Here is a 22412-nt window from a genome sequence, read left to right as displayed (position 1 = left end):
CAGAAAGAAGTACAGATGACCGCAGCAAGCTACGACAACATCGGCTACGAGGTGGACGGGCACAAGGCCACCATCACGCTCAACCGGCCCGAGGCACTCAACGCGCTGAGCCCGCACATGGTCGGCGAGTTGCGCGCGGCCTACGCCGAAGCCGAGAACGACGACAATGTCTGGACCGTCATCGTCACCGGCACCGGACGCGCCTTCTGCACTGGCGCCGACGTCGGCGAAATTCCCGAAGACGGCCGGGTCATCTACGAACGCCCGTACCTGTCCACCTATGACCAGTGGGAAGCACCGCAGGAGGGCACCCCGCCATTTCGCCGGATGGCCAAGCCGGTACTGGCCGCGATCAACGGAATCTGTTGTGGAGCAGGCCTGGACTGGGTCACCACCGGCGACATCGTCATCGCCTCTGACCGCGCCACGTTCTTCGATCCGCACGTGTCCATCGGCCTCGTGGCCGGCCGCGAAGTGGTCCGACTGGCCCGGGTGCTGCCGCGGTCGGTAGCCCTGCGGATGGCGATCATGGGCAAGCACGAACGGATGAGCGCGGAGCGCGCTTACGAATTGGGCATGATCACCGAGGTCGTCGAGCACGACCGTCTGCTCGAGCGCATCCACGAGATTGCCGACATCGTCAATTCCAATGCCCCCCTTGCTGTTCGGGGCACCCGGCTGGCCATCCACAAGACCCTCGACCTCCCATTGCACGAAGCCGAGATTCTTGCCGAGGCGTTCCGCGAGCGCGTCGTCCGCACCGACGACGCGAACGAAGGACCGCTGGCCTTCATGGAGAAGCGCGCACCGAACTGGCAATGTAAATGACCGAGACCTTCGAGACGCTGCTGCTGGACGTCGACGCCGACGCACACGTCGCCACCATCACGCTGAACCGCCCCGAACGGCTGAATGCGTTCAACCGCACCATGTGCGAAGAGATGGTGCGGGTGTGGCGCGCAGTCAAATTCGACGACACCGTGCATGCGGTGGTGCTGCGCGCCGCCGGTGACCGCGCATTCAGCGCCGGCCTTGATGTCAAGGAGTCCTACGGCCAGCCCGACAACATCTGGAACCACGAGGACCCGGGCGAGGCACTCAGCCCCAAGTGGCAGAAAATGTTCAAGCCGGTGGTCTGCGCAGTGCAAGGCATGTGCACCGCTGGTGCGTTCTACTTCGTCAACGAGGCCGACGTGGTGCTGTGCTCTGATGACGCAACGTTTTTCGATTCGCACGTCAGCGCTGGTCTGGTCAGCGCGCTGGAACCGATCGGGCTGATGCGCAAGATCGGATTGGGCGAGACTCTCCGAATCGCCCTGAGCGGCAACAGTGAACGGGTCGGTGCGCAGACCGCACTGCGCATCGGTCTGGTGACCGAAGTCGTTCCCGCCGCCGAGCTGTGGTCCCGTGCCCATGAGATCGCCACGATGATCGCTGCGCATCCGCCGTCAGCAACCCAGGGCACGGTCAAAGCCATCTGGGAATCACTGGACAAGCCATACCGCGCAGCACTGGACCAAGGCCTGATCTACACCCGCTTGGGCAACCCGATCGGCCAGGCCGACATCGTGTCACGGCCGCCGGCGCCCAAACAGAACCCGAGGATCCGGTGATGCCGCACCGGCTGTCTGATCGGATCGCCGCGGTGTTGGACCTCCAACCAGCGGCTCCGGCAATCGAATTCGATGGCCAGTGGGTCAGCTGGGGCGCGCTCGGCGACTACGCCCGGCAGATCAAGGCGTTGCTCGGCGACGATGCCCCCCAGGTGGGGGTTCTGCTGCGCAACCGACCCCAGCATGTGGCCACGGCGCTGGGCGTGCTGCTGGCTGGAGCGACGCTGGTGGTGATCAACCCGGCTCGGGGCGACGACCGGATCAAGGCCGACCTGGCCGGCCTGCAGTTGCCTGCGATCATCGGCGAAGCGGACGATATCGCCGCCTACGTCACCCCGGCTCCGGCGACCACCGTCATCACCATCGGCAACCTCGCCCAATCTCCCACCGCCACAGGCCCTGTCGTAGCTCACGACAACCGGCCCGGCGTCGCGGTGCGCATGCTGACCAGCGGCACCACCGGTCCACCGAAGCGCATCGACCTGACCTACGACATGTTGGCGCACAGCGTGCTCGGACCTGAGCCCACCACGGCACGGCATGGGGTGGCCATCGTCAACGCCCCGCTGGTGCACATCGGCGGCATCTACCGAGTGCTACAGAACATCTGTGAGGCGCGGTCTTTCGTTCTCCTGCCGAAGTTCGAACTACAACGCTGGGCCGCCGCCGTGCGCACCCACCGCCCCAAAGCCGTCTCGTTGGTCCCCGCAGCTCTGCGCACGGTGCTGCACTCTGATCTGACCGCCGACGATCTGGCCGGCGTCCGGGTCGTCACCTCCGGCACTGCACCGCTGTCCGCCGAAGACGCCGAGGCCTTCACGACCAAATTCGGTATCCCGGTACTGACCTCTTATGCCGCAACCGAATTCGGTGGTGGCGTGGCCGGCTGGAGCTACGCAGATCACCAGAAGTACTGGAATGCCAAGCGCGGCAGCGTCGGACGCGCCAGCCTGGGTGCTCAACTGCGTGTGGTCGACGAGGACGGCACGGTGCTGGCAGCCGATCAACCCGGCTTGCTGGAGGTCAAGCCTGGACAGTTGGGGCCAAACACCGGATGGTTGCGCACCACCGACCTGGCCCGCATCGACCCCGATGGCTTCTTGTGGATTCTGGGTCGAGCAGACCAGGCCATCGTACGAGGCGGCTTCAAGGTGATGCCCGACGATGTTCGAACTGCGCTGGAGAGCCATCCCGACGTGCAGGGCGCTGCCGTGGTCGGCCGAGCCGACGCACGACTGGGTGAAACGCCGGTCGCAATGGTGGAAGTCCGCGCTGCGGTCACTGCCGACGAGCTGACGGGCTACCTCCGTAATCGGCTGGCCCCGTACGAGATTCCCACTGCCATCTCGATCGTCGAGGCCATCCCGCGCACCCCCTCGGGAAAGGCCGACCTGAGTGCCGTGCGCAGCCATTTCGACTCGAATGGCGCCCCATGACCGATACCGTCGCGGCGGTGCTGGCCGATCAGGCCCGCACCCGGGCGTCGCGTCCGCTTCTCATCTGCGATGACGAGCGGATCAGCTACACCGATGCCGAACGGCACTCCGCCGTGCTGGCCCGCGGCCTGGTAGCGATGGGTGCCGATAAAGGCACCCACGTCGGATTGCTCTTCCCCAACGGAACCTCGTTCGTCGTCACCATGCTCGCCGCGGCCCGGATCGGCGCGGTGGTGGTGCCATTCACGACTTTCGCCACCGCGCCGGAACTTCGTCAGCAGCTCGCCGACAGCGAGGTCCACATCTTGCTGGCCACCCCGGCCTATCGCTCCCACGACTACCGGACCCGCCTCACCGAGGCTCTGGGCCGCGATTTGTGCACGATTTCCGGGGCTGAGCGCACAATTACGTGCACAAATCGCACGGTGCCGCAGCTTCGGCAGATGGTTTTCGATCTGGACCAACTCGACGAACTTGCAGCTAGCGTCGACGAATCACTGCTCACCGCGCTGGAAGCCGATGTCGACCCATGCGATCCGCTGGCCATCATCTACACCTCAGGCTCAACCGCCGCACCTAAGGGCGTCATTCACACGCACGGCAGCATGATCGGCCATCAGCGCAACCTCAACGAGATCCGCGGACTGTCCGCCCAAGACGTACTGTTCTGCAATTCACCGTTCTTTTGGGTCGGCGGTTTTGCCTTCGCTCTGCTGGCCACTCTTCTTTCCGGTGGCACCCTGGTGTGCTCCAATGCCACCGACCCGGCGCGCACCCTGGATCTGCTGGAACGTGAGAGCCCTACCGTCACAAACGGATTCGCGGCAACTGTGGCCAGGCTGGTCGATCATCCCAGCTTTCCCGCACGTGACCTGTCGTCGATGCGCCGCGGCAATCTGTACCCGATCATGGCCACGGAGTGCCGCCCGGCCGATCCGGAGCTACGGCACAACATGCTTGGTCTGACCGAAGCCGGCGGCACCGTGCTGCTCAGCGCTGATGAGTCCGACCAACCCGAGACCCGCCGTGGATCGTTCGGAAAACCGGCGCCCGGGTTCGAGGTCAAGGTGATCAAGCCCGACGGCGAGACCGTCATCGCGGGTGATCCCGGCGAATTGTGCTTCCGGGGGCCATATCTGATGCAGCGATATCACCGCCGCAGCCGCGAAGAGTCATTCGACCCCGACGGCTGGTTCCACACCGGCGACACCGTCTGCGCCGATCTCGACGGGTTCCTGTACTTCCTCGGTCGCAGCACCGCGATGATCAAGACCGCCGGCGCCAACGTGTCTCCCGTCGAGGTGGAAAATGCCATAGCCCGGGTCAGCGGGTTGACCGCGTACGTGGTCGGAGTCCCGGACCCGGTCCGCGGCCAACTGGTCGGAGCGGTGGTGGCACCGCGCGATGGCCAGCAGTTCGACGAAACAGCGACCCGACAAGCGTTGGCAAAAGAGCTGTCGTCGTTCAAGATTCCGCGCCGGTTCGTCGAGGTTCCGGAGGCGGACATCGCGCTGTTGTCCAGCGGCAAGGTCGACCGGCTGCGACTGCAGGAGCACTTCACGTGACCGACACCATCGAGGCACTGCTCACCCTGCGCGCCGGCGAGGAGCCGGAGAAGGTCGCCGTCGTCGATCCGGACAGCCGAGTCACCTACCGCGAACTGGATTCGACCACAACTAAGCTCGCGGCAGTCCTGGTGCACATGGGCGTCGGTAAGGGCACCCGAGTCGGGCTCATCATGCCGAACAGCGTGCAGTGGGTGCAGATCGCGTTGGCGGTCACCCGGATCGGTGCGCTGCTGGTGCCGTTGAGCACGCTACTGACCCCGAACGAACTGGCGGCACAACTCAAGGTTGCGTCGGTGCAACTGCTGATCTCGGTCGAGGAGTTCCGCGGGCACCGCTACCTGGATGGGCTACCCCGCCAACAGGATACGGCTCTGCCGGCACTTCGGCGGGTCTGCACGCCCGCCGATCTCATGGCCACCTCTGCCGACGAAACCACCCGCAGCCTGGTGTCCGCGATGGGAGCATCGGTGACTCCCAGCGATCTGCTGCTCATCATGTTCACCTCCGGCAGCAGCGGAATACCGAAGGGCGTCATGCACTCCCACGGCAACGCATTGGCTGCAGTCCGCTCCAGTCTGGTGCCGCGGTGCATCGACTCCGATACTCGGCTGTACCTGCCGATGCCGTTCTTCTGGGTCGGTGGCTTCGGCGCCGGGGTGCTGTCGGCACTGCTGGCCGGTGCCACCCTGGTGACTGAGCCGGCCCCGCAGCCCGCTACCACCCTGAAACTGCTGGAGCGCGAGCGCGTCACCTTGTTCCGCGGCTGGCCTGATCAGGCCGAAGCATTGGCCCGTCAACGGAACTCGATCGGCGCCGATCTGTCCTCGCTGCGTCCGGGCAGCTTGGAAGCCCTGCTGCCGGCCGAACAGCGCTCACGGCCCGGGACGCGGGCGAACCTGTTCGGGATGACCGAATCCTTCGGCCCATACTGCGGCTATCCCGCCGACACCGATATGCCCGAATCTGCTTGGGGCAGTTGCGGGCAACCGTTTCCCGGGATGGACGTACGCATCGTCGACACCGAAACCGGCCGACCGCTGCCGGAAGGCCAGACCGGCGTGATCCAGATCCGCGGCCCGCATGTCCTGCGAGGCATCTGCCGCCGCACCCGTGAAGAGGTGTTCACAGCCGACGGTTACTATCCCACTGGTGATCTGGGGCGCCTCGACGAACAGGGCTTCCTGTTCTACCACGGTCGCTGCGACGACATGTTCAAGGTCAGTGGCGCCACCGTCTACCCCAGCGAAGTTCAGCAAGCGCTGCGCGGTGTCACCGGGGTACAAGCCGCGTTCGTGACGAATGTTCCCGGACCACAGGGGAACCGAGTCGGTGCCGCCGTGGTCGGCACCGTCGACCCAGAGCAGCTGCGAACGGCGGCTCGGGGTGTACTCAGTTCGTTCAAGGTCCCGACGGTGTGGCTGGTGCTGGACGACGACCAGGCGATACCGCGTGGCGGGACCGGCAAGGTCAGTACCACTGCGCTACGTGAAATGCTTTTACAAACAACAGGATCCAAGGAGAAGATATGAGCCGACTGACCGACCGCGTCGCCTTCATCACCGGCGCCGCCCGCGGCCAGGGACGGGCACATGCACTACGGATGGCACGCGAGGGCGCCGACATCATCGCGGTGGACATCTGTGACAAGTTGCCTGAATGCGTCCCCTACAACCCGGCCACCGCAGAAGACCTGGCCGAAACCGTGAAGTTGGTGGAGGCAGCAGGCCGCCGCATCCACTCGGCCATTGCCGACACCCGCGACCTGGAATGTCTGCAGGCGGTGGTCGACAACGGTGTCGCGCAGTTCGGCCGGTTGGACATCATTGTGGCCAACGCCGGTGTGTCAGCTCCGCAGGTGTGGCATGAGATCACCCCGCAGTCATTCAAAGACGTCATGGACATCAACGTCACCGGGACCTGGAATGCCGTCATGGCCGGCGCGCAGCACATCATCGACGGTGGTCGGGGCGGCTCTGTAATCCTGATCAGCTCGGCCGCCGGCATCAAGTTGCAGCCGTTCATGGTGCACTACACCACCAGCAAGCATGCGGTGACCGGCATGGCGAAGGCCTTCGCCGCGGAGCTGGGTAAGCATGCGATCCGGGTCAACAGCGTGCACCCTGGCCCGGTAAACACCGACATGGGTACCGGTGACATGGTCACAGCCATCGGCCATGTGACAGAGAGCAATCCGGCGCTGGCGAACATGCTGACCCCGTTCCTGCCGACCTGGATCGCCGAGCCGGAGGACATCGCCGATACCGTCTGCTGGCTGGCCAGCGATGAGTCCCGCAACATCACCGCAGCGAAGATCCCGGTCGACCAGGGCTCCACGTCCTACTGACCATGACCGGTGCCGAGGAGTTCGCCGCCAGACTCGCCGCGGGTCTGGCGGGCTACGGTCATCAGCCATTCATCGAGTTCGACGGACGGTGGTACTCCGGCAACGAGATCGCGGCGATGCACCGGGACATCGAAGAACTGCTGCACCGCAACGGAATCCATCCTGGCGATCCGATCGGTGTGGTGGTGCGAAACAGGGTCCCGCACGCGGCGGCCATCCTCGGATTCATCGCATCGGCCCGGCCCGTGGTGATGATTTACTCGTACCAGTCCCCCGCCGCGATCGCCGCCGACATCACTCGATTGCAGTTGCCGGCTGTGATCGCCGACCAGCAGGACTGGACCGAACCGACGGTGACAGCCGCGAAAGCTGCCCGGTCTGCTGCGATTTCTCTGTCGCTCGACGAAATTCGTTGTGTGGTGGAACGCATTGCCGAAGGACGCCCCGACGCAGCGCTGGCACAACCCGGAGTGCACATCCTGACCAGCGGCACAACCGGGGCACCCAAACGGATTCCGATTCCTACGGCGGTGCTGCAGCATACGGTCAACAGCATCACCCACGCATCGCCGCCGGACCCGGATGGTCCGCCGGACGTGGTGTTCTGGCCATTCGGCAGTGTCGGCCTGTGCCAACTTCTGGCGGCGCCGTTCGTCGGCAAGCGGATGGTGCTGCTGGAGCGGTTCACCGTCGCAGACTGGGTGAGCGCGGTGCGCACATACCGGATCCGGCGCAGCGGTGTTCAGCCTGCGATCGTCCGGATGCTGCTGGATGCACCCGATGTGACCGCAGCAGACCTGTCGTCGCTGGAGTTCATCGTCGGTGGTTCGGGACCGCTGGAACCTGCGACCCGCGCGGAATTCGAGCGACGATTCGGCATCCCGGTGCTGTGGGCCTACGGCGCAACTGAATTCGCCGGTTCAGTGTGTTCCTGGACTCCGGATCTGTATCGCCAGTACGGTGCGTCCAAACCCGACAGTTCGGGCCTGCCGCTGCCCGGTGTGCAGGTGCGGATCGTCGATCCCGAGTCGGGCGACGAACTGCCGGTTGGCTCACCAGGGCTGTTGGAGGCGCGGGTCGAGGTGATGGGTCCGGACTGGATCCGCACCACCGATGTCGCCTCGGTGGACACCGACGGCTTCCTGACCATCCACGGTAGGTCCGATGGTGCGATCAATCGTGGTGGCTTCAAGATCCTGCCGGAGACAGTCCGACGCACCCTGCTGACCCACCCCGCAGTGCTGGACGCCTGCGTTGTTGGAGTCCCGGACCGCCGCTTGGGTCAGGTTCCGTTCGCAGCCGTCGAATTGCGCAGCGGTGCAAACAAACCCACTGAGGCCGACTTACAGGACCTGGTGCGCGAGGCGCTGCCCAGCCATCACGTACCGGTAGCCATCGCGGTGGTCGATGTGCTGCCGCGCAATGCCGCCATGAAGGTCATACCCGACGAAGTTGCGGCGCTGTACGAGTAGATCACAAGCGTCATGTCCCGCTGAACACTCTGGTCAGAAACGCCGCCTGGTCGTCGACAGCCTTCTCGAACCAATCATGACCGGGCCACACGTCGAAGTGATCGCACGGGTAGTGGTGCACCTGAGCGCGAGCGGCGATGGCGGTCTTGGCAACCGACGAAGCCGGCACGAACCGGTCAAAATCGGCGATCTGGATGAGGCACTTGCTGCGTAATGCTTTGGCGGACTGAGCTGTCCGCATTCCCCCGAGTTCGATACCGACTGCCGCGTCGACCTCGTTACGCCAGGTGGGTCCAGCTATGGCGAGATAGCTCTCGTATGCGCCTTCCAATGCCAGGGCGCCGGGTTCGCCGGGACGCGCGACCAACGGCATCATGGTGGGGCTGCCGCCTCGGGCCACCGCGATGCGACTGGCGAGTCCACGAGCCGTCCAGGATGCGGCTGTCAGCACACCGCGCGATCCCGCCGAGGCCCGGCCGGCCGCGACGCCACTGGTCAAGGGCGTCATCGCAATGACTGCAGCGATGTCATCGCGCGCAGCGGCAACATTGAGCACGTGGCCGCCGGACATCGATGCGCCCCAAAGCCCGACTCGTTGCTTGTCGACACCGGGCAGAGCCTTCACCGCATCGATAGCGCAGTGGTAGTCGCGCAGTTGGTTCTTGACGGAAATCGTCTGGCGCGGACTACCTTCGGATGCGCCGAACCCGCGATAATCAAAGGCAAACACATTTATGCCGGCTGCGGCCATCCGCTTCGCGAATGGCGCCAGCCCGGAGTCCTTGGTGCCACCGAATCCGTGTGCCATCACCAGCACTGGTTGGTCCGGACCATCTGATTCGGCCGGGAAAAGCCAAGCGCTGCAACGTACTCCGTCGGAGTCAAACGATATGTCCTGCATCCTCATTCACTCCCGTAGATCGTGGCCAGCCAAATGTCGGCAGCACCCTCACGTAATTGCTTCTGAGTCAACGGGCCGCCCCACGACAGCCGCTCCAGAAGCCGATCGTTGAACTCCAGCAGCAGCATGGCCAGGACGGTGGCATCAACTCCGTCGCGGGCTCGGCCGGCAGCGCGATCGGCACGGATCATGTCAGCGATCGAACTGACGAATGATTCCCGCGCACTGTCCCAGATCTCTCGGATGACTGGACTGGCACCGCGCGCATCGAGCATCGCCCGGAACACGTGCCGATGCCGCTGCCAGGTGTCCAGCAAGCCATCGAGCATCGCACCGATCCGTTCGGTGGGTGGCGCGGCGGACGAGACGAAAACATCTTGAACAGCGAAGGTTTCGTCGATCATTCGCTCGGTGAGCGCGGCGACCGCGGCGGCCTTGTTCTCGAAATAGAAGTAGAACGCCGAACGACCGACTCCGGCCTCGCGAGCAATCTCGGCTATGTTGACCGTTTCCAGCTCGCTCTGCTGCAGCCAGCGGTCGAGTGCGTCGAGGATGGCCTCGCGACGGTGATCGCTGCGTTGGGTGGGGCGCCGGTCGGTCCGTGACCTCACGCCAAAGCCGCCGCGCGCTTGATTCCCGCGGGAATTTCGCGGGTCCGCATCTGGTGTTCGTAGTGGAAGTAGTCGACCTGCTGGGTGTGCCGGGCCCGGTCTGTGCAGTGACCGGTGTACAACTGCTCGTCAGCGTCGATCACGCGCTGCATCTCGGCCATCGACGGCAATGCATACCGGCCGATGGCGTACGCCGCGAGCAGCCGGGACTGGCATTCGACGAACGGAAAAAGCGTCGGTACCGACTGGGCGAATCCGACAAACGCCAAATCCTCGATGCCCGGCAGGAACATTCGCTTGTACAACCGGATGTGGTTGTCCGGTGCGCTGATGAATTCCGGATCGAAGAACGGGAAGGTGATGTTATAGCCGGTGGCGTAGACGATGACGTCGAAGTCGTCGCTGCTGCCGTCCTCGAACCAGACGGTCTGCCCATCAAGGCGCGACACATTGGGCTTCGGCGTCACATCACCCGAGCCCAGCCGCAGCGGCAGTTCCACCGATTGAGTCGGATGCGCTTCGAAGAGCTTGTGGTTGGCGGCGGGCAGGCCGTACAACTGCGGGTCGATGCCCATCACCGGTGCAGTCAGCTGAATTGCCTTGCGCTGCCAGGACAGCGGCAGGTACGGAGTGGTCCGCCACAGGGTGTCCCCCGGCCGGCCGGCAATGTACTTGGGCACAATCCATCCGCTGGAGCGAGTCGAGAGGGTCACCGTGTTGTCCAACGCCCGCGACGACAGTTCGACCGCGATATCTGCGGCGCTGTTCCCCAGGCCGACGATCAGGATCCGTTTTCCGTAGAGGTCCAACGGAGTTCGCGGGTCGATGTATTGGTGCGAATGGATCGCAGTGCCGCTGAAGGTCCCCTGGAAATCCGGCCACCGCGGATCCCAGTGGTGTCCGTTGGCCACCACCAGCAAGTCGAACTGGCGGGTGTCGCCGGACTGGTCGACGATGTCCCAGCCGCCGTCGTCGCCGCGCGATGCGTGTAGTACGCCGTTACCGAATTCGATGTTGTCCAGCAGCCCGAATGCTGCGGCGTAATCATCGAGATAAGCCTTGATCTCCGAATGATGAGGGAACGCCGGATAGTGCTCCGGCATAGGAAAATCCTTGAAGCACAGCCTCTGTCGCGAGGTGTCGATGTGCAGAGACCGGTAGGCACTGCTATGGCCGTTCGGATTGCCGAACGCCCAGTTGCCGCCGATGCGATCAGAGCTCTCGAACGTCGTATACGGAACGCCGTAATCCTTGAGCATCTTGCCCGCAGTGAGGCCACTGATGCCGGCGCCGATCACGGCAGTCCGCGGCAAGGTTCGACTCATCCGCACCTCCTTGACCTGCCGGACGCTACACCCGGTTCTGACAGCCGTCAACGATTTCTGACAGTTGTCAGATTCGGTCAGGTGTCGTCGCGGATGACGCCCCGTTCAGCCAGATGCGCGGTCATGGGCTCAACTCCCACCGTGAAGTGCTTGGCCATGGCCGCCCGGGCGGCCTCGACATCGCCTTTCTTCAACGCGCTGATCACCCGGCGATGATCCCGAATCGACAACTCGGGCCAGCCCTCCAACGTCGGAAACACCGACTCAGGTGCGTAACGCGTTACCCCAGACATGAATTGGGTCAGCTTGGGTGAATCGGCGACCACGTTGATCAACCGATGGAACTCGTGGTTGAGCCGCACCATCCGGTCGACGTCGGTGTGCTGGTAGGCCTGCTCCAAGGACTCCTGAATGCCGACGAGCTCTTCGATCTGCTCAGCTGTGATGTTCTCCGCTGCCCGCGCCGCCAGCTCACCACCGACGAAAGCCTGAACCATGGCCACATCGGACAGGTCCCCCGCCGTCACCTCCAGCACCATGAACCCGCGGCGCGGATGCTGCACCAGCAGGCCTTCGGCCCGCAGATTCAGTAGGGCCTCGCGCACTGGAGTGACGCTCACACCCAACTCGGTGGCCAGTTGGTCGAGCCGCAGGTACTCCCCCGCCAGAAACGTCCCGTTGAAGATCCGGCGCCTGACGAACCGCGCAACGTCATCCGAAAGTTGCGTGGGTGCAGCGAATTCCGGCTCAGATGCGGTACTCATGCAGCAGGTTCTTGCTGATGATGGTCTTCTGAATTTCGCTGGTGCCTTCGCCGATCAACAGGAACGGCGCGTCGCGCATCAGGCGCTCGATCTCATACTCCTTGGAGTAGCCGTAGCCGCCATGAATCCGGAAGCTCTGCTGGGTGACTTCGGCGCAGAACTCACTGGCCAGATACTTGGCCATGCCGGCAGCTACGTCGTTGCGTTCACCGGAATCCTTGAGTCTGGCGGCATTGACCATCATCAGATGCGCCGCTTCGACTTTCGTCGCCATCTCAGCAAGCTGGAACGCAATGGCCTGGTGGTCGGCGATCGGCTTGCCGAAGGTCTCGCGTTGCTGCGCGTACCGCACCGCAAGCTCGAAGGCCCGAATACCGACGCCGCAGGCGCGGGCCGAGACGTTGACCCGGCCGACCTCGATGCCGTCCATCATCTGGAAGAAGCCCTGCCCAGGCTTGCCGCCCAGCACATCATCGGCGCTGGCCTGATATCCGTCGAAGATGAGCTCAGTGGTGTCGATGCCCTTGTAGCCCATTTTGTCGATCTTGCCGGGGATGGTCAGGCCGGGGGCGACCTCACCGAACCCGGTCGGCTTCTCCACCAGGAACGCGGTCAGGTTGCGATGCGGCTTATTGGCGCCCTCATCGGTTTTCACCAGCGCGGCAACAAGAGTCGAGCTGCCACCATTGGTGAGCCACATCTTTTGGCCGGTGATGGTGTATCCGCCGTCCGCGTCACGCACACCTTTGGTGCGGATCGCCGCAACATCCGAGCCGAGTTCAGGCTCGGACATCGAGAATGCGCCGCGTACGTCGCCGGTGGCCATCCGCGGCAGGTACTTCTGTTTCTGCTCGTCGGTGCCGTGCTGACGGATCATGTAGGCCACGATGAAGTGGGTATTGATGACGCCCGAGATGCTCATCCAGCCCCGGGCCAGTTCCTCCACGCACAGCGCGTAGGTCAGCAGCGATTCACCGAGGCCGCCGTACTCCTCGGGGATCATCAGGCCGAACAGGCCCAAGTCCTTCATCTTGTCAACGATGTGCTGCGGGTAGGTATCCGAATGCTCCAGCTCCTGAGCGTTCGGGATGATCTCCTTGTCCACGAATTCGCGCACTGTGGAGACGATTTCGCGCTGAACATCGGTCAGCCCGGCAGTCTGGGCGAGTCTGGTCATTTCTCGATCCGTTCAAACACAGCGGCCAGGCCCTGACCGCCACCGATGCACATGGTTTCCAACCCGTAGCGGGCGTCGCGCAGTTCCAGCTCGCGGGCCAGCGTGGCCAGCATCCGGCCGCCGGTCGCGCCGACCGGGTGCCCGAGCGAGATGCCCGACCCGCGCACGTTGGTGCGCTCCCAATCCTCGTCGGTGAATTTCCACTCGCGGGTGCACGCCAGCGCCTGCGCCGCGAACGCCTCATTGAGCTCGATCAGATCGATATCAGCAAGGGAAAGACCGGCTTTCGCCAGCGCCCGCTCGGTGGCCGGTACCGGACCGATACCCATGATGTTGGGTGCGACCCCGGCCGAACCCCAGGACACCATCCGCACCAGTGTCTTCAATCCCAGTTCGGCAGCCCGCTGTTGAGTGGTGACGACGCACATGGATGCGGCGTCGTTCTGCCCGCTGGAGTTTCCGGCCGTCACGGTGGCATCCGGATCACTTTTGAGCAAAACGGGTTTCAGCTTCGCCAGCGCCTCGACGGTGGTGTCGGCGCGCGGGTGCTCGTCGGTGTCGATCACAGTCTCACCGCTGCGCGAAGACACAGTCACCGGAACGATCTCGTCGGCCAGCACACCGCTGTTCTGTGCAGCGACGGCCTTCTGGTGCGAACGAACCGCGAGCTCGTCCTGCTCGACACGGCCAATGTTGTACTGGCGCCGCAGATTCTCCGCGGTCTCCAGCATGCCACCGGGCACCGGGTAATTCTTGCCGCCCGCGGTGCTGCGGCCACGGGCCAGCGCGTCGTGCACCTTGATTCCGCCGCGGGCTCCACCCCATCGCATGTCGGTGGAATGGAAGACCACATTGCTCATCGACTCGGCACCGCCCGCAACCACAAGGTCGTTGTTGCCACTAGCCACCTGCATGCAGGCTTGGATGACGGCCTGCAGACCCGACCCGCAACGCCGGTCGATCTGCATACCGGGAACGGTGATCGGCAGTCCGGCGTCCAGCGCCACCACCCGGCCGATGGCCGGGGCCTCCATGGAGGGATAGCAGTGCCCGAGGATGACGTCCTCGACCGCATCGACCGGAATTCCAGTGCGCGCCAAGAGTCCTTGCAAAGCCGCCACGCCCAGTTCTACGGCGGTGAGCTCTTTGAACATGCCGCTGTAGCGCCCGATCGGAGTGCGGATCGGTTCGCAAATAACTGCAGTATGGTCCGAAGATGGCATCAGATGTGCCGCCCGCCAGTGATTTCCAGCACGCACCCGGTCATGTACGACGACATGTCCGAGGCCAGGAAGGTCACCACCGAGGCCACCTCGCCGGGTTCACCAGCGCGGGCCATCGGGATCTCGGCCAGCTTCTGGTCCCAAATCCGTTGCGGCATGGCCTCGGTCATCGCCGAACGGATCAGGCCGGGCTGCACCGCGTTGACCCGAACCCCGAGGTGCGCCACCTCCTTGGCGGCGGCTTTGGTCAGGCCCACGATTCCTGCCTTGGCGGCCGAGTAGTTGGTCTGGCCGATCAGGCCGACCTTGCCGGAGATCGACGAAATATTGATGATGGCACCGCTTTTAGCTTCCCGCATGACGTTGGCGGCCAGCCGGGTGCCGTTCCAACAGCCCTTCAGATGCACGTCGATGACCTGGTCGAATTGCTCCTCGGTCATCTTGCGCATGGTGGCGTCGCGGGTGATACCGGCGTTGTTGACCATGATGTCCAGCCCACCGAATGCCACCGCGGCGTCGATCAGCCCCTGCACGTCGTCTGCGGAAGTGACGTCACACCGCACGGCCTTGGCGACGTCAGAACCCCCCAGGGCGGCGACGGCCTTCTCGGTGGCTTCCAGGTTGAGGTCACCGAGTACCACGCGCGCGCCCTCGGCCACGAAGCGTTCGGCGATCGCGTATCCGATGCCCTGCGCTCCACCGGTGATCACCGCAGTGCGTCCGTCGAGCAACGCCATGGCTGCCCACCCCTTCCTGGTCAACTGGTCCCGTCGCGGTACCAAACATAAAATATGATATTTCTTGCATCAAACTACAAGCTCCCCCGCGTTGCACAAGGAGACCCATCCCATGGCCGATTCCGCCGGCGCGCCCGCTGTCAGCGATCAGGACTTCCAGGACATCCTCGACGCCACCCGGCAGTTCGTCCGGACCGCGGTCGTGCCGCGGGAGCTGGAGATCATGAATGACAACCGGGTGCCCAATGACATCCGTGACCAGGCAAAAGAGATGGGTCTGTTCGGCTACGCCATCCCGCAGGAATGGGGCGGGCTCGGCCTGAACCTGGCGCAGGACGTCGAGCTGGCCATGGAGTTGGGCTACACCACCCTGGCATTGCGCTCGATGTTCGGCACCAACAACGGCATCGCCGGGCAGGTGCTGGTCGGGTTCGGCACCGACGAGCAGAAGAAGCGCTGGCTGGAAGATATCGCAAGTGGCGCCTGCGTCGCATCGTTCGCGCTGACCGAGCCCGGCGCCGGATCGAACCCGGCTGGCCTGCGTACCAAGGCAATTCGTGATTCCGGAGGGGAGGAGCGAAGCGACCGGGGAACCAGTGGGGGCCAAGACTGGGTGATCACCGGCCAGAAGCGGTTCATCACCAACGCTCCGACTGCCAACCTGTTCGTGGTGTTCGCCCGGACCCGGCCCGCGGACGCCGACGGCCCGGGCATCGCAGTGTTCCTGGTACCCGCTGACACTGCGGGGGTTCAGGTGGGTGCGAAGGACGCCAAGATGGGCCAGGAAGGCGCCTGGACCGCGGATGTCAGCTTCGACGAGGTGCGGGTCGGCGACGATGCACTGGTCGGCGGTGCCGAGGACATCGGGTACCGCGCGGCCATGACCTCACTGGCCCGCGGCCGGGTACACATCGCCGCACTGGCGGTGGGCTCGGCGCAGCGCGCCCTCGACGAGTCGGTGGCCTATGCCGCTACGGCCACCCAGGGTGGCACACCGATCGGCGAGTTCCAACTGGTGCAGGCCATGCTCGCCGATATGCAGACCGGTGTGATGGCCGGTCGCGCGCTGGTGCGCGAGGCCGCGCGGCTATGGGTGAGCGGCGAGGACCGTCGCCTGGCACCGTCGAGCGCGAAGCTGTTCTGCACCGAGATGGTCGGCAAGGTCGCCGACCTCGCCGTTCAGGTGCACGGCGGCAGCGGATACATGCGCGACGTCCCGGTAGAGCGGATCTACCGGGACGTGCGTCTACTTCGCCTATATGAGGGCACCAGCGAAATTCAGCGGCTGATCATCGGCGGCGGCCTGGTGAAGGCCGCTCAGCGCGGCTGAACCAGAGGCTGAGGGGCCCGTACTGCGCTACGTCGGTTCAGCCGATGAACCGCACGATGGACTCGACCACCGCTGCCGGCTTGTCCTCGCCCTCGATCTCGACGGTGACCGTCATGGTCGCCTGAACCGCGCCGTCGAGCTGGTCGACCTTCGACACCTCGGCACGTGCTCGCACATTGGCGCCGACCTTGACGGGATTGATGAAGCGAACCTTGTTGTATCCGTAGTTGATGGCCAGCTTGACGTTGTCCACGCGGTACATCTGGTGGGTGAAGTGCGGCAGCAGTGACAAGGTCAGCAAGCCGTGCGCAATGGTCGCGCCGAACGGTCCCGACGCCGCACGTTCCGGATCGACGTGAATCCACTGATGGTCGTCGGTCGCCTCGGCGAACAAGTTCACCCGATCCTGAGTGATCTCCATCCACTCCGTCGGGCCGAGCTGAGTGCCCTCGGCCGCAACGAACTCGGACAGATTGCTGAAAACCTTCACATCATTTCCTTTCGTGCCGGCCCCGATGTGGGCCCGAAACCATCGGTATTACTTGTAGCCCGCCCCAGGGTGCCCACACAACGCCAGGTCGAGGTTTACTCATCGCACTCCCGAATACCCGCACTGCGCCAGCCGGTACGACCAAGCATTAGCAGATACCATCCGGACAACTGCGCGGTAGGGAAAATCGTTATTGGGCAACAAGTTCCACGCGCGCAAAGCGGCTGGCGGGCGAGCCGACGATAGCTACCACATACTCACCGGCGGGGTCCTGAAGCTCCTCGACCGCCTCGCCGTAATCGGCGAAATCAGGTGAGAAGACCACACTGTGCCGGACCCGGACTGCATTGCGGCCAACCGGGGTGTCCAGCACCGCGCCCACAACGCGACCGCCATCGAAAACCAAAGACTGCAACGTCGATTGCGAACTCACCGCGATGTCTCGATCGGCGGCGGCACCCATCAGACGGTCGAAGACATCACGCACGGCGACACCGGGGCCGGCTTCGACCGCGTCAACGGGTGCAACCTTGACCGTCTGCCCGCAGACATCCTTCATCGTTTCCGAAGTCCAACCCCGCACGGTGGTGTAGACCGCCCCGGCGGCGGACCCGAGACACTCCTGGGCCCAGTCGGCGATCCGCTCACCGATGAAGGTTTCCACGGTGCGACTGTTGGATTCAGCGGCCGACAGTTCGCGGATCTGACGGCAGGGCACCGCACCGCTGGTCGGACCGGATGTCCCCTGGTCGCCTGCGGGCACCAGTTCCTCGATCAACGCGGCGAAATAGTCGGACGTCGCCTCCTCAGGGGTGACCTCGCCGGATTCATCGTCTGATGGTGGCGCCTGGGGTTGCTCTTGGGGTCGATCCGCATCGGTCCACGAACGAACCAGATTTCCCAAGGTGCGAACCTCGGGTCCGGCGGATGGCTGGTAGTCCCAACGGCCGTCGGCAAACCGACCTGCGCCGACGACCATCACCTCCGCGTCCGCATCGGCGGCGACGATGGCAGTGGCCAGTCCACCGATACCGGCGCCGACGCACAACACATCAAATTCTTCGTCCCAGTCCAACCTGAATTCCCTGCAGTTCCATTCGCCAGCGAATGACAACAGGCCCACCGCTGCGGGTCTGTTGTCGCTGCTCGGAGCAACTTTACATGCGTACGGGCGGCCGCCGGAGCAAGACCGCGGACGCATTCGTCGCCGCCCTCACCGGCACTGGAGCGCTGGCTCATCGCCGGGTAGACACGTCATCCACTTCGCTAACTAGGTTTACCCTCTTGCTGCTAAGCTACCGCCAAGGCCGAGCTACGGAGGGGACCGCTTTATGGATCTGACCTGGTCAGCCAGCGACCTGGAATTCCGCGACGAGGTGCGCGTATTTCTACGGGACAACCTGACACCGGACATCCAACAAGCCGGGCGTCTGATGACCAGTGTGTACAGCGATCATGAAGCCAGCCTGGAGTGGCAACGCATCCTGCACGAGCGGGGCTGGGCCGCGCCGGCTTGGCCCGTCGAGCACGGCGGCTGCGACTGGAGTCTGACACAGCACTACATCTTCAGCAGGGAGTCAACCCTGGCCGGGGCTCCTTCCTTGTCCCCCATGGGCATTCGTATGGTTGCGCACGCGATCATCGCGTTCGGCACCGACGAACAGAAGGCCTATTTCCTGCCGCGCATCCTGACCGGCGAGGTGTTCTTCTGCCAGGGCTACTCTGAACCCGAAGCCGGTTCGGACCTGGCCGCGTTGTCGATGGCAGCCGTATCCGACGGCGACGATCTGGTGTGCACCGGCAGCAAGATCTGGACCACCCACGCCACCGAGGCCAACTGGATGTTCGCGCTGGTGCGAACCACGCGGTCAGGCAAGAAGCAGCAGGGCATCACATTCATCCTGATCGACATGACCACACCGGGCATCCAGATTCGCCCGCTGGTGATGACATCCGGCGAAGAAGTCCAGAACCAGGTCTTCTTCGATGAGGTGCGGGTACCCAAGGCCAACGTGATCGGCCAGATCGATGACGGCTGGACCGTCGCCAAATACCTGCTGGAGTTCGAGCGGGGCGGCGGCGCTAACGCACCGGCCCTACAGGTTCTGGCCGATGAGATCGCCTCAGCGGCCACTGCCGCACCTGGTCCGGACGGTGGCCTGCTCATCGACGATGCCGCGTTCTCGCGCAAACTGGCCGACGCCCGCATCCGTACCGACGTGCTGGAGATATTGGAGTACCGCGTGCTGGCGGCGCTATCCGACGGCGGCCATCCCGGCGCAGCGTCGTCGATGCTCAAGGTGCTGTCCACCGAATTGAGCCAGACCCTGACGGAATTGGCCATGGAGGCAGCGGGGCCACGTGGCCGCGCCTACCAACCACATGCCGCCCGACCTGGTGGCCCGGTCGCCGAATTCTCGCCTCCCCCAGACGGTTACGTGAGCGGTGAGCCATGGCAGGCGGTGGCACCGCTGCGCTACTTCAACGACCGCGCCGGGTCAATCTACGCGGGCAGCAACGAGATTCAACGCAATATCCTCGCCAAGGCAGAACTGGGGCTGTAGATGGACTTCACGCTTTCGGACGAACAGGAACTGCTGCGGGACGGTTTGTCCAAGTTCCTGTCGAGCCGCTATGACCTGGAAACCAGCCGGGCCGCGGCCAAGACTGGACCCGGTTGGCAGCCAGTGATCTGGCAGTCATTCGCCGACGAACTCGGCATCCTCGGCGCCGCGCTGCCCGAGTCGGTGGGTGGCATCGGCGGCGGACCGGTGGAAGTGATGCTGATCGCCGAAGCCCTCGGTCACGCACTGGTCATCGAACCCTACGTTGACACTGCAGTGGTGGGGGCCGGTCTGCTGCTACGTGCCGACAACACAGCAGCCAACGCGGTTCTCGAGAAGATCGCCTCGGGCACAGCCGTTGTCGCGATCGCCGCAGCGGAAGCACAATCCGGCGACCGGTGGAAGATTGTCCAGACCACCGCCACTCGGGAGGGCGACGACTGGATCCTCATCGGCAGCAAGATCATGGTGGTCAACGCCCCTCTGGCAACTCACCTGCTGATCACTGCACGGACCGACAGCGGCATCTCGTTGTTCCTGGCTGACGCCACCGCACCCGGGCTGGCCATGCACGGCTACCGGACCGTCGACGACCGGCGTGCCGCGGATATCGAGTTGCAGGGGCTGCGGTTGCCCGGCGGCGCGTTGCTGGGAGCCGAGGGCCAGGCGTGGCCGTCGATCGCGCAGGCCCGTGACCAGGGCGCCGCAGCCGTGTGCGCCGAGGCGGTCGGGAACATGCGAAAGGTGCTGGCGGACACCGTCGAATACGCCAAGCAACGTCAGCAGTTCGGCCAGCCCATCGGCAGTTTCCAGGCGCTGCAGCATCGCATGGTCGACATGCACATGGAACTCGAGCAGTCCGTGTCGGCGGTGTACCTTGCGACGTTGAACCTCACCGCAGACGCGCACACCCGCGCCTGGGCCGTTTCGGCAGCCAAGGCGACCATTGGCCGGGCCGCGCGGTTCATCGGCCAGAATGCGGTTCAGTTGCACGGCGGCATGGGCATGACCGAAGAACTCGCCATCGGCCATTACTTCAAGCGGCTCACCGCCGTTCAGTACGAGTACGGCTCAACCGACTACCACGTGACCCGGTACGCCAAGCTCACCCGCGAGCGGCACTGACCAGCACGTCCCGCGCAATCAGCTTCACCCGAGGCCGGCCGGCCTCGGCACCGCGAGCCCGTTCAGCGGTGTCGATGGCCCGCCAGCCTTCCCAGTCGACGGCTGTCACTCCACGTTCGGTAAGCAAGGTGCGCAGCGATTCCCGTTGGGCTACAGGGCGGTCCAGCTTGCCGGCGGTGTAGTCGTCCCATAGCGCTGCGACAGTCTGCTCGGCACACACCCGGTTGGTTCCGATCACGCCGCGCGGCCCGCGCTTGGCCCATCCGGTGACATACACGCCCGGAACCGGCCCACCGCAGGCGTCGACGACGCGGCCCTGCTCGTTGGGCACCACGCCGCTGGCGGCATCGAACGGGATGCCGTCGATTGGAACCCCTCGATATCCGATGGACCACAACACCATTGACGTGTCGAGCTGCTCGCCAGCGTCCAGTCGCAGGGCAACGACATGGTCGGTTCCGAGTACTTCCGCGGGCGTCGAATGAAATTTGAATACGATCCGCTTGTTGCCGGGGGTAGTTTCGCGTCGCGCGTACTCGTGCGCCAGGTCGATCTTGTGTGCGGTCTCGGCGTCATGGTTCGATTCGCAATCAGCGGGCGCATCGAGCGGTTCACCCTCGATGATCACGTCGACGCCCGGCAGATGACCGAGCGCCAGGAACTCCCCCACCGAGAAGGCAGCGTCGGCCAGCCCACGACGGGCCAAGACCACTACTTCGTCAATAGTGCTGTACTCCAACGCATCCAGGGTGTGCGTGGCGATATCGGTGTCGGACAGTGCCTGTGGCCCCAGCAGCAAGACGCGGGCGACGTCCAGTGCGACGTTGCCGTTGCCGACTATCACCGCACGACGACCGGTCAGATCGAAGTGGTGCCCGGCGTGGTCGGGGTGTCCGTTGTACCAACCGACAAAGTCCGCGGCAGGGTGGCATCCCGCTAGCTGCTCACCGGGCAGGCCGGGCGTTTTACCGTCCGGGGCCCCGACCGCGTAGACGACGGCGTGATGGGCAGACATCAGTTCGTCGTGCGAAATATCTTTGCCCACTTCGACATTCAGATGGAAGCCGAGCCGATCGCTTGCCAGCGTGGATTCGAAGATTCCCGTCACGGCCTTGGTGTGCTGGTGATCTGGCGCCACGCCGGCCCGAATCAACCCGAATGGAGTTGGGAGTCGTTCGAACACTTCAACTTCCACGCCATCGATGTCGACCAACTCGGCCGCGGTATAACAGGCCGCCGGACCGGCCCCGACGATCGCCACCCTCAGCGCACCATGAGCAACACCCGGGCGAGACGCCGGCTCCGGGGTGTAGTCGCGCTGCAGGGGGTACTGGGCGAAGTAGTCGGCATTGAGGTCCTTGAAACGCTCCAGGTGCGGAGGAAGGTCCTCGTCGTAGTAGATCGCGTCGACCGGACATTCGTCGAAGCACGCTCCGCAGTCGATGCAGGTATCTGGGTCGATGAACAGCATTGTCGCCGCGTCGCCCGCACCGTCCACAGCGACAGGACGAATGCAGTCGACTGGACACACTGGAACACAGCTGGCGTCCTTGCAGCAGTTTTGCGTGATGACGTAGGTCATGGGTCTCCCTTCCGCGGTATCGCACCATACTGGACACTTGTCCACTATACCTAGGTGAACACATTGGATTTACAGACAGGACCATTGCCGTAACCCTGGCGCGAACAGTAAATAACCAGTTACACCGGCTTTTTGGGGAACTATTGCCAG

20 protein-coding genes are annotated in these 22412 nt (G+C 64.2%); 10 read left to right on the top strand and 10 right to left on the bottom strand.

From position 1 onward, the window contains the following. The first annotated feature begins 15 nt into the window (after window positions 1-15). From M2432_RS02045 to M2432_RS02015, 7 genes are read left to right on the top strand one after another with little or no spacing between them, the layout of a single operon-like run. Window positions 16-828 carry an enoyl-CoA hydratase/isomerase family protein gene (locus M2432_RS02045; RefSeq protein ID WP_280825065.1) on the top strand — a complete coding sequence of 271 codons (813 nt, stop codon included), beginning with the start codon at window positions 16-18 and terminating at the stop codon, window positions 826-828. Continuing rightward, window positions 825-1613, top strand: coding sequence for an enoyl-CoA hydratase/isomerase family protein (locus M2432_RS02040; RefSeq protein WP_280825064.1), 789 nt, complete (start codon window positions 825-827; stop codon window positions 1611-1613). Before M2432_RS02045 ends, M2432_RS02040 begins: the two co-directional genes overlap by 4 nt. Continuing rightward, window positions 1613-3049 (top strand): AMP-binding protein, encoded by a 1437-nt coding sequence (locus tag M2432_RS02035; protein WP_280825063.1) that lies wholly within the window; start codon window positions 1613-1615, stop codon window positions 3047-3049. The genes M2432_RS02040 and M2432_RS02035 overlap by 1 nt, the downstream gene beginning before the upstream one ends. Beyond that, a complete protein-coding gene (locus tag M2432_RS02030) occupies window positions 3046-4614 on the top strand; it encodes a class I adenylate-forming enzyme family protein (protein ID WP_280825062.1) in 1569 nt (522 codons plus the stop codon). The genes M2432_RS02035 and M2432_RS02030 overlap by 4 nt, the downstream gene beginning before the upstream one ends. Beyond that, window positions 4611-6146 carry a class I adenylate-forming enzyme family protein gene (locus tag M2432_RS02025; RefSeq protein WP_280825061.1) on the top strand — a complete coding sequence of 512 codons (1536 nt, stop codon included), beginning with the start codon at window positions 4611-4613 and terminating at the stop codon, window positions 6144-6146. The genes M2432_RS02030 and M2432_RS02025 overlap by 4 nt, the downstream gene beginning before the upstream one ends. Beyond that, window positions 6143-6961 (top strand): mycofactocin-coupled SDR family oxidoreductase, encoded by an 819-nt coding sequence (locus M2432_RS02020; protein ID WP_280825060.1) that lies wholly within the window; start codon window positions 6143-6145, stop codon window positions 6959-6961. Before M2432_RS02025 ends, M2432_RS02020 begins: the two co-directional genes overlap by 4 nt. 2 nt (window positions 6962-6963) lie before the next feature. Continuing rightward, on the top strand, window positions 6964-8433 hold the full coding sequence (locus M2432_RS02015; RefSeq protein WP_280825059.1) for a fatty acid--CoA ligase family protein: 1470 nt from the start codon (window positions 6964-6966) through the stop codon (window positions 8431-8433). 10 nt (window positions 8434-8443) lie between these two features. On the opposite strand, the gene M2432_RS02010 is transcribed toward M2432_RS02015, so the two are convergent. The 7 genes from M2432_RS02010 to fabG form a co-directional block, all read right to left on the bottom strand. Then, window positions 8444-9340: an alpha/beta fold hydrolase gene (locus M2432_RS02010; protein WP_280825058.1), complete on the bottom strand. Its 897-nt coding sequence runs from the start codon at window positions 9338-9340 to the stop codon at window positions 8444-8446. After that, window positions 9337-9945, bottom strand: coding sequence for a TetR/AcrR family transcriptional regulator (locus tag M2432_RS02005; protein ID WP_280825057.1), 609 nt, complete (start codon window positions 9943-9945; stop codon window positions 9337-9339). The genes M2432_RS02010 and M2432_RS02005 overlap by 4 nt, the downstream gene beginning before the upstream one ends. Next, window positions 9942-11270: an NAD(P)-binding domain-containing protein gene (locus M2432_RS02000; protein ID WP_280825056.1), complete on the bottom strand. Its 1329-nt coding sequence runs from the start codon at window positions 11268-11270 to the stop codon at window positions 9942-9944. Before M2432_RS02000 ends, M2432_RS02005 begins: the two co-directional genes overlap by 4 nt. Window positions 11271-11347: 77 nt before the next feature. Then, window positions 11348-12034, bottom strand: a complete 687-nt coding sequence (locus tag M2432_RS01995; RefSeq protein ID WP_280825055.1) for a GntR family transcriptional regulator — start codon at window positions 12032-12034, stop codon at window positions 11348-11350. After that, complete coding sequence (locus tag M2432_RS01990; RefSeq protein ID WP_280825054.1) at window positions 12018-13211, bottom strand: acyl-CoA dehydrogenase family protein; 1194 nt, start codon at window positions 13209-13211, stop codon at window positions 12018-12020. The genes M2432_RS01995 and M2432_RS01990 overlap by 17 nt, the downstream gene beginning before the upstream one ends. Next, a complete protein-coding gene (locus M2432_RS01985) occupies window positions 13208-14434 on the bottom strand; it encodes an acetyl-CoA C-acetyltransferase (RefSeq protein ID WP_280825053.1) in 1227 nt (408 codons plus the stop codon). The genes M2432_RS01990 and M2432_RS01985 overlap by 4 nt, the downstream gene beginning before the upstream one ends. Further along, on the bottom strand, window positions 14434-15171 hold the full coding sequence (gene fabG, locus M2432_RS01980; RefSeq protein WP_280825052.1) for a 3-oxoacyl-ACP reductase FabG: 738 nt from the start codon (window positions 15169-15171) through the stop codon (window positions 14434-14436). The genes M2432_RS01985 and fabG overlap by 1 nt, the downstream gene beginning before the upstream one ends. 112 nt (window positions 15172-15283) lie before the next feature. Between fabG and M2432_RS01975 the strand changes: the two genes are divergently transcribed. Further along, on the top strand, window positions 15284-16501 hold the full coding sequence (locus M2432_RS01975) for an acyl-CoA dehydrogenase family protein (protein WP_280825051.1): 1218 nt from the start codon (window positions 15284-15286) through the stop codon (window positions 16499-16501). 37 nt (window positions 16502-16538) lie between these two features. On the opposite strand, the gene M2432_RS01970 is transcribed toward M2432_RS01975, so the two are convergent. After that, entirely contained in the window at window positions 16539-16991 is a 453-nt protein-coding gene (locus tag M2432_RS01970; protein WP_280825050.1) for a MaoC family dehydratase, read from the bottom strand. 190 nt (window positions 16992-17181) lie between these two features. After that, window positions 17182-18066 (bottom strand): hypothetical protein, encoded by an 885-nt coding sequence (locus M2432_RS01965; protein WP_280825049.1) that lies wholly within the window; start codon window positions 18064-18066, stop codon window positions 17182-17184. Window positions 18067-18322: 256 nt separating this feature from the next. Between M2432_RS01965 and M2432_RS01960 the strand changes: the two genes are divergently transcribed. Then, a complete protein-coding gene (locus M2432_RS01960) occupies window positions 18323-19555 on the top strand; it encodes an acyl-CoA dehydrogenase family protein (protein ID WP_280825048.1) in 1233 nt (410 codons plus the stop codon). Then, window positions 19556-20680: an acyl-CoA dehydrogenase family protein gene (locus M2432_RS01955; protein ID WP_280825047.1), complete on the top strand. Its 1125-nt coding sequence runs from the start codon at window positions 19556-19558 to the stop codon at window positions 20678-20680. It abuts the gene before it with no gap. Here M2432_RS01955 and M2432_RS01950 read toward each other — a convergent pair. Then, on the bottom strand, window positions 20661-22262 hold the full coding sequence (locus tag M2432_RS01950) for an FAD-dependent oxidoreductase (RefSeq protein WP_280825046.1): 1602 nt from the start codon (window positions 22260-22262) through the stop codon (window positions 20661-20663). The genes M2432_RS01955 and M2432_RS01950 overlap by 20 nt on opposite strands. Window positions 22263-22412: the final 150 nt, after the last annotated feature.

The sequence above is a fragment of the Mycobacterium sp. OTB74 genome (genome assembly GCF_029892685.1).
Lineage (GTDB): Bacteria > Actinomycetota > Actinomycetes > Mycobacteriales > Mycobacteriaceae > Mycobacterium.
This window is presented reverse-complemented; position numbering and strand designations above follow the sequence as displayed.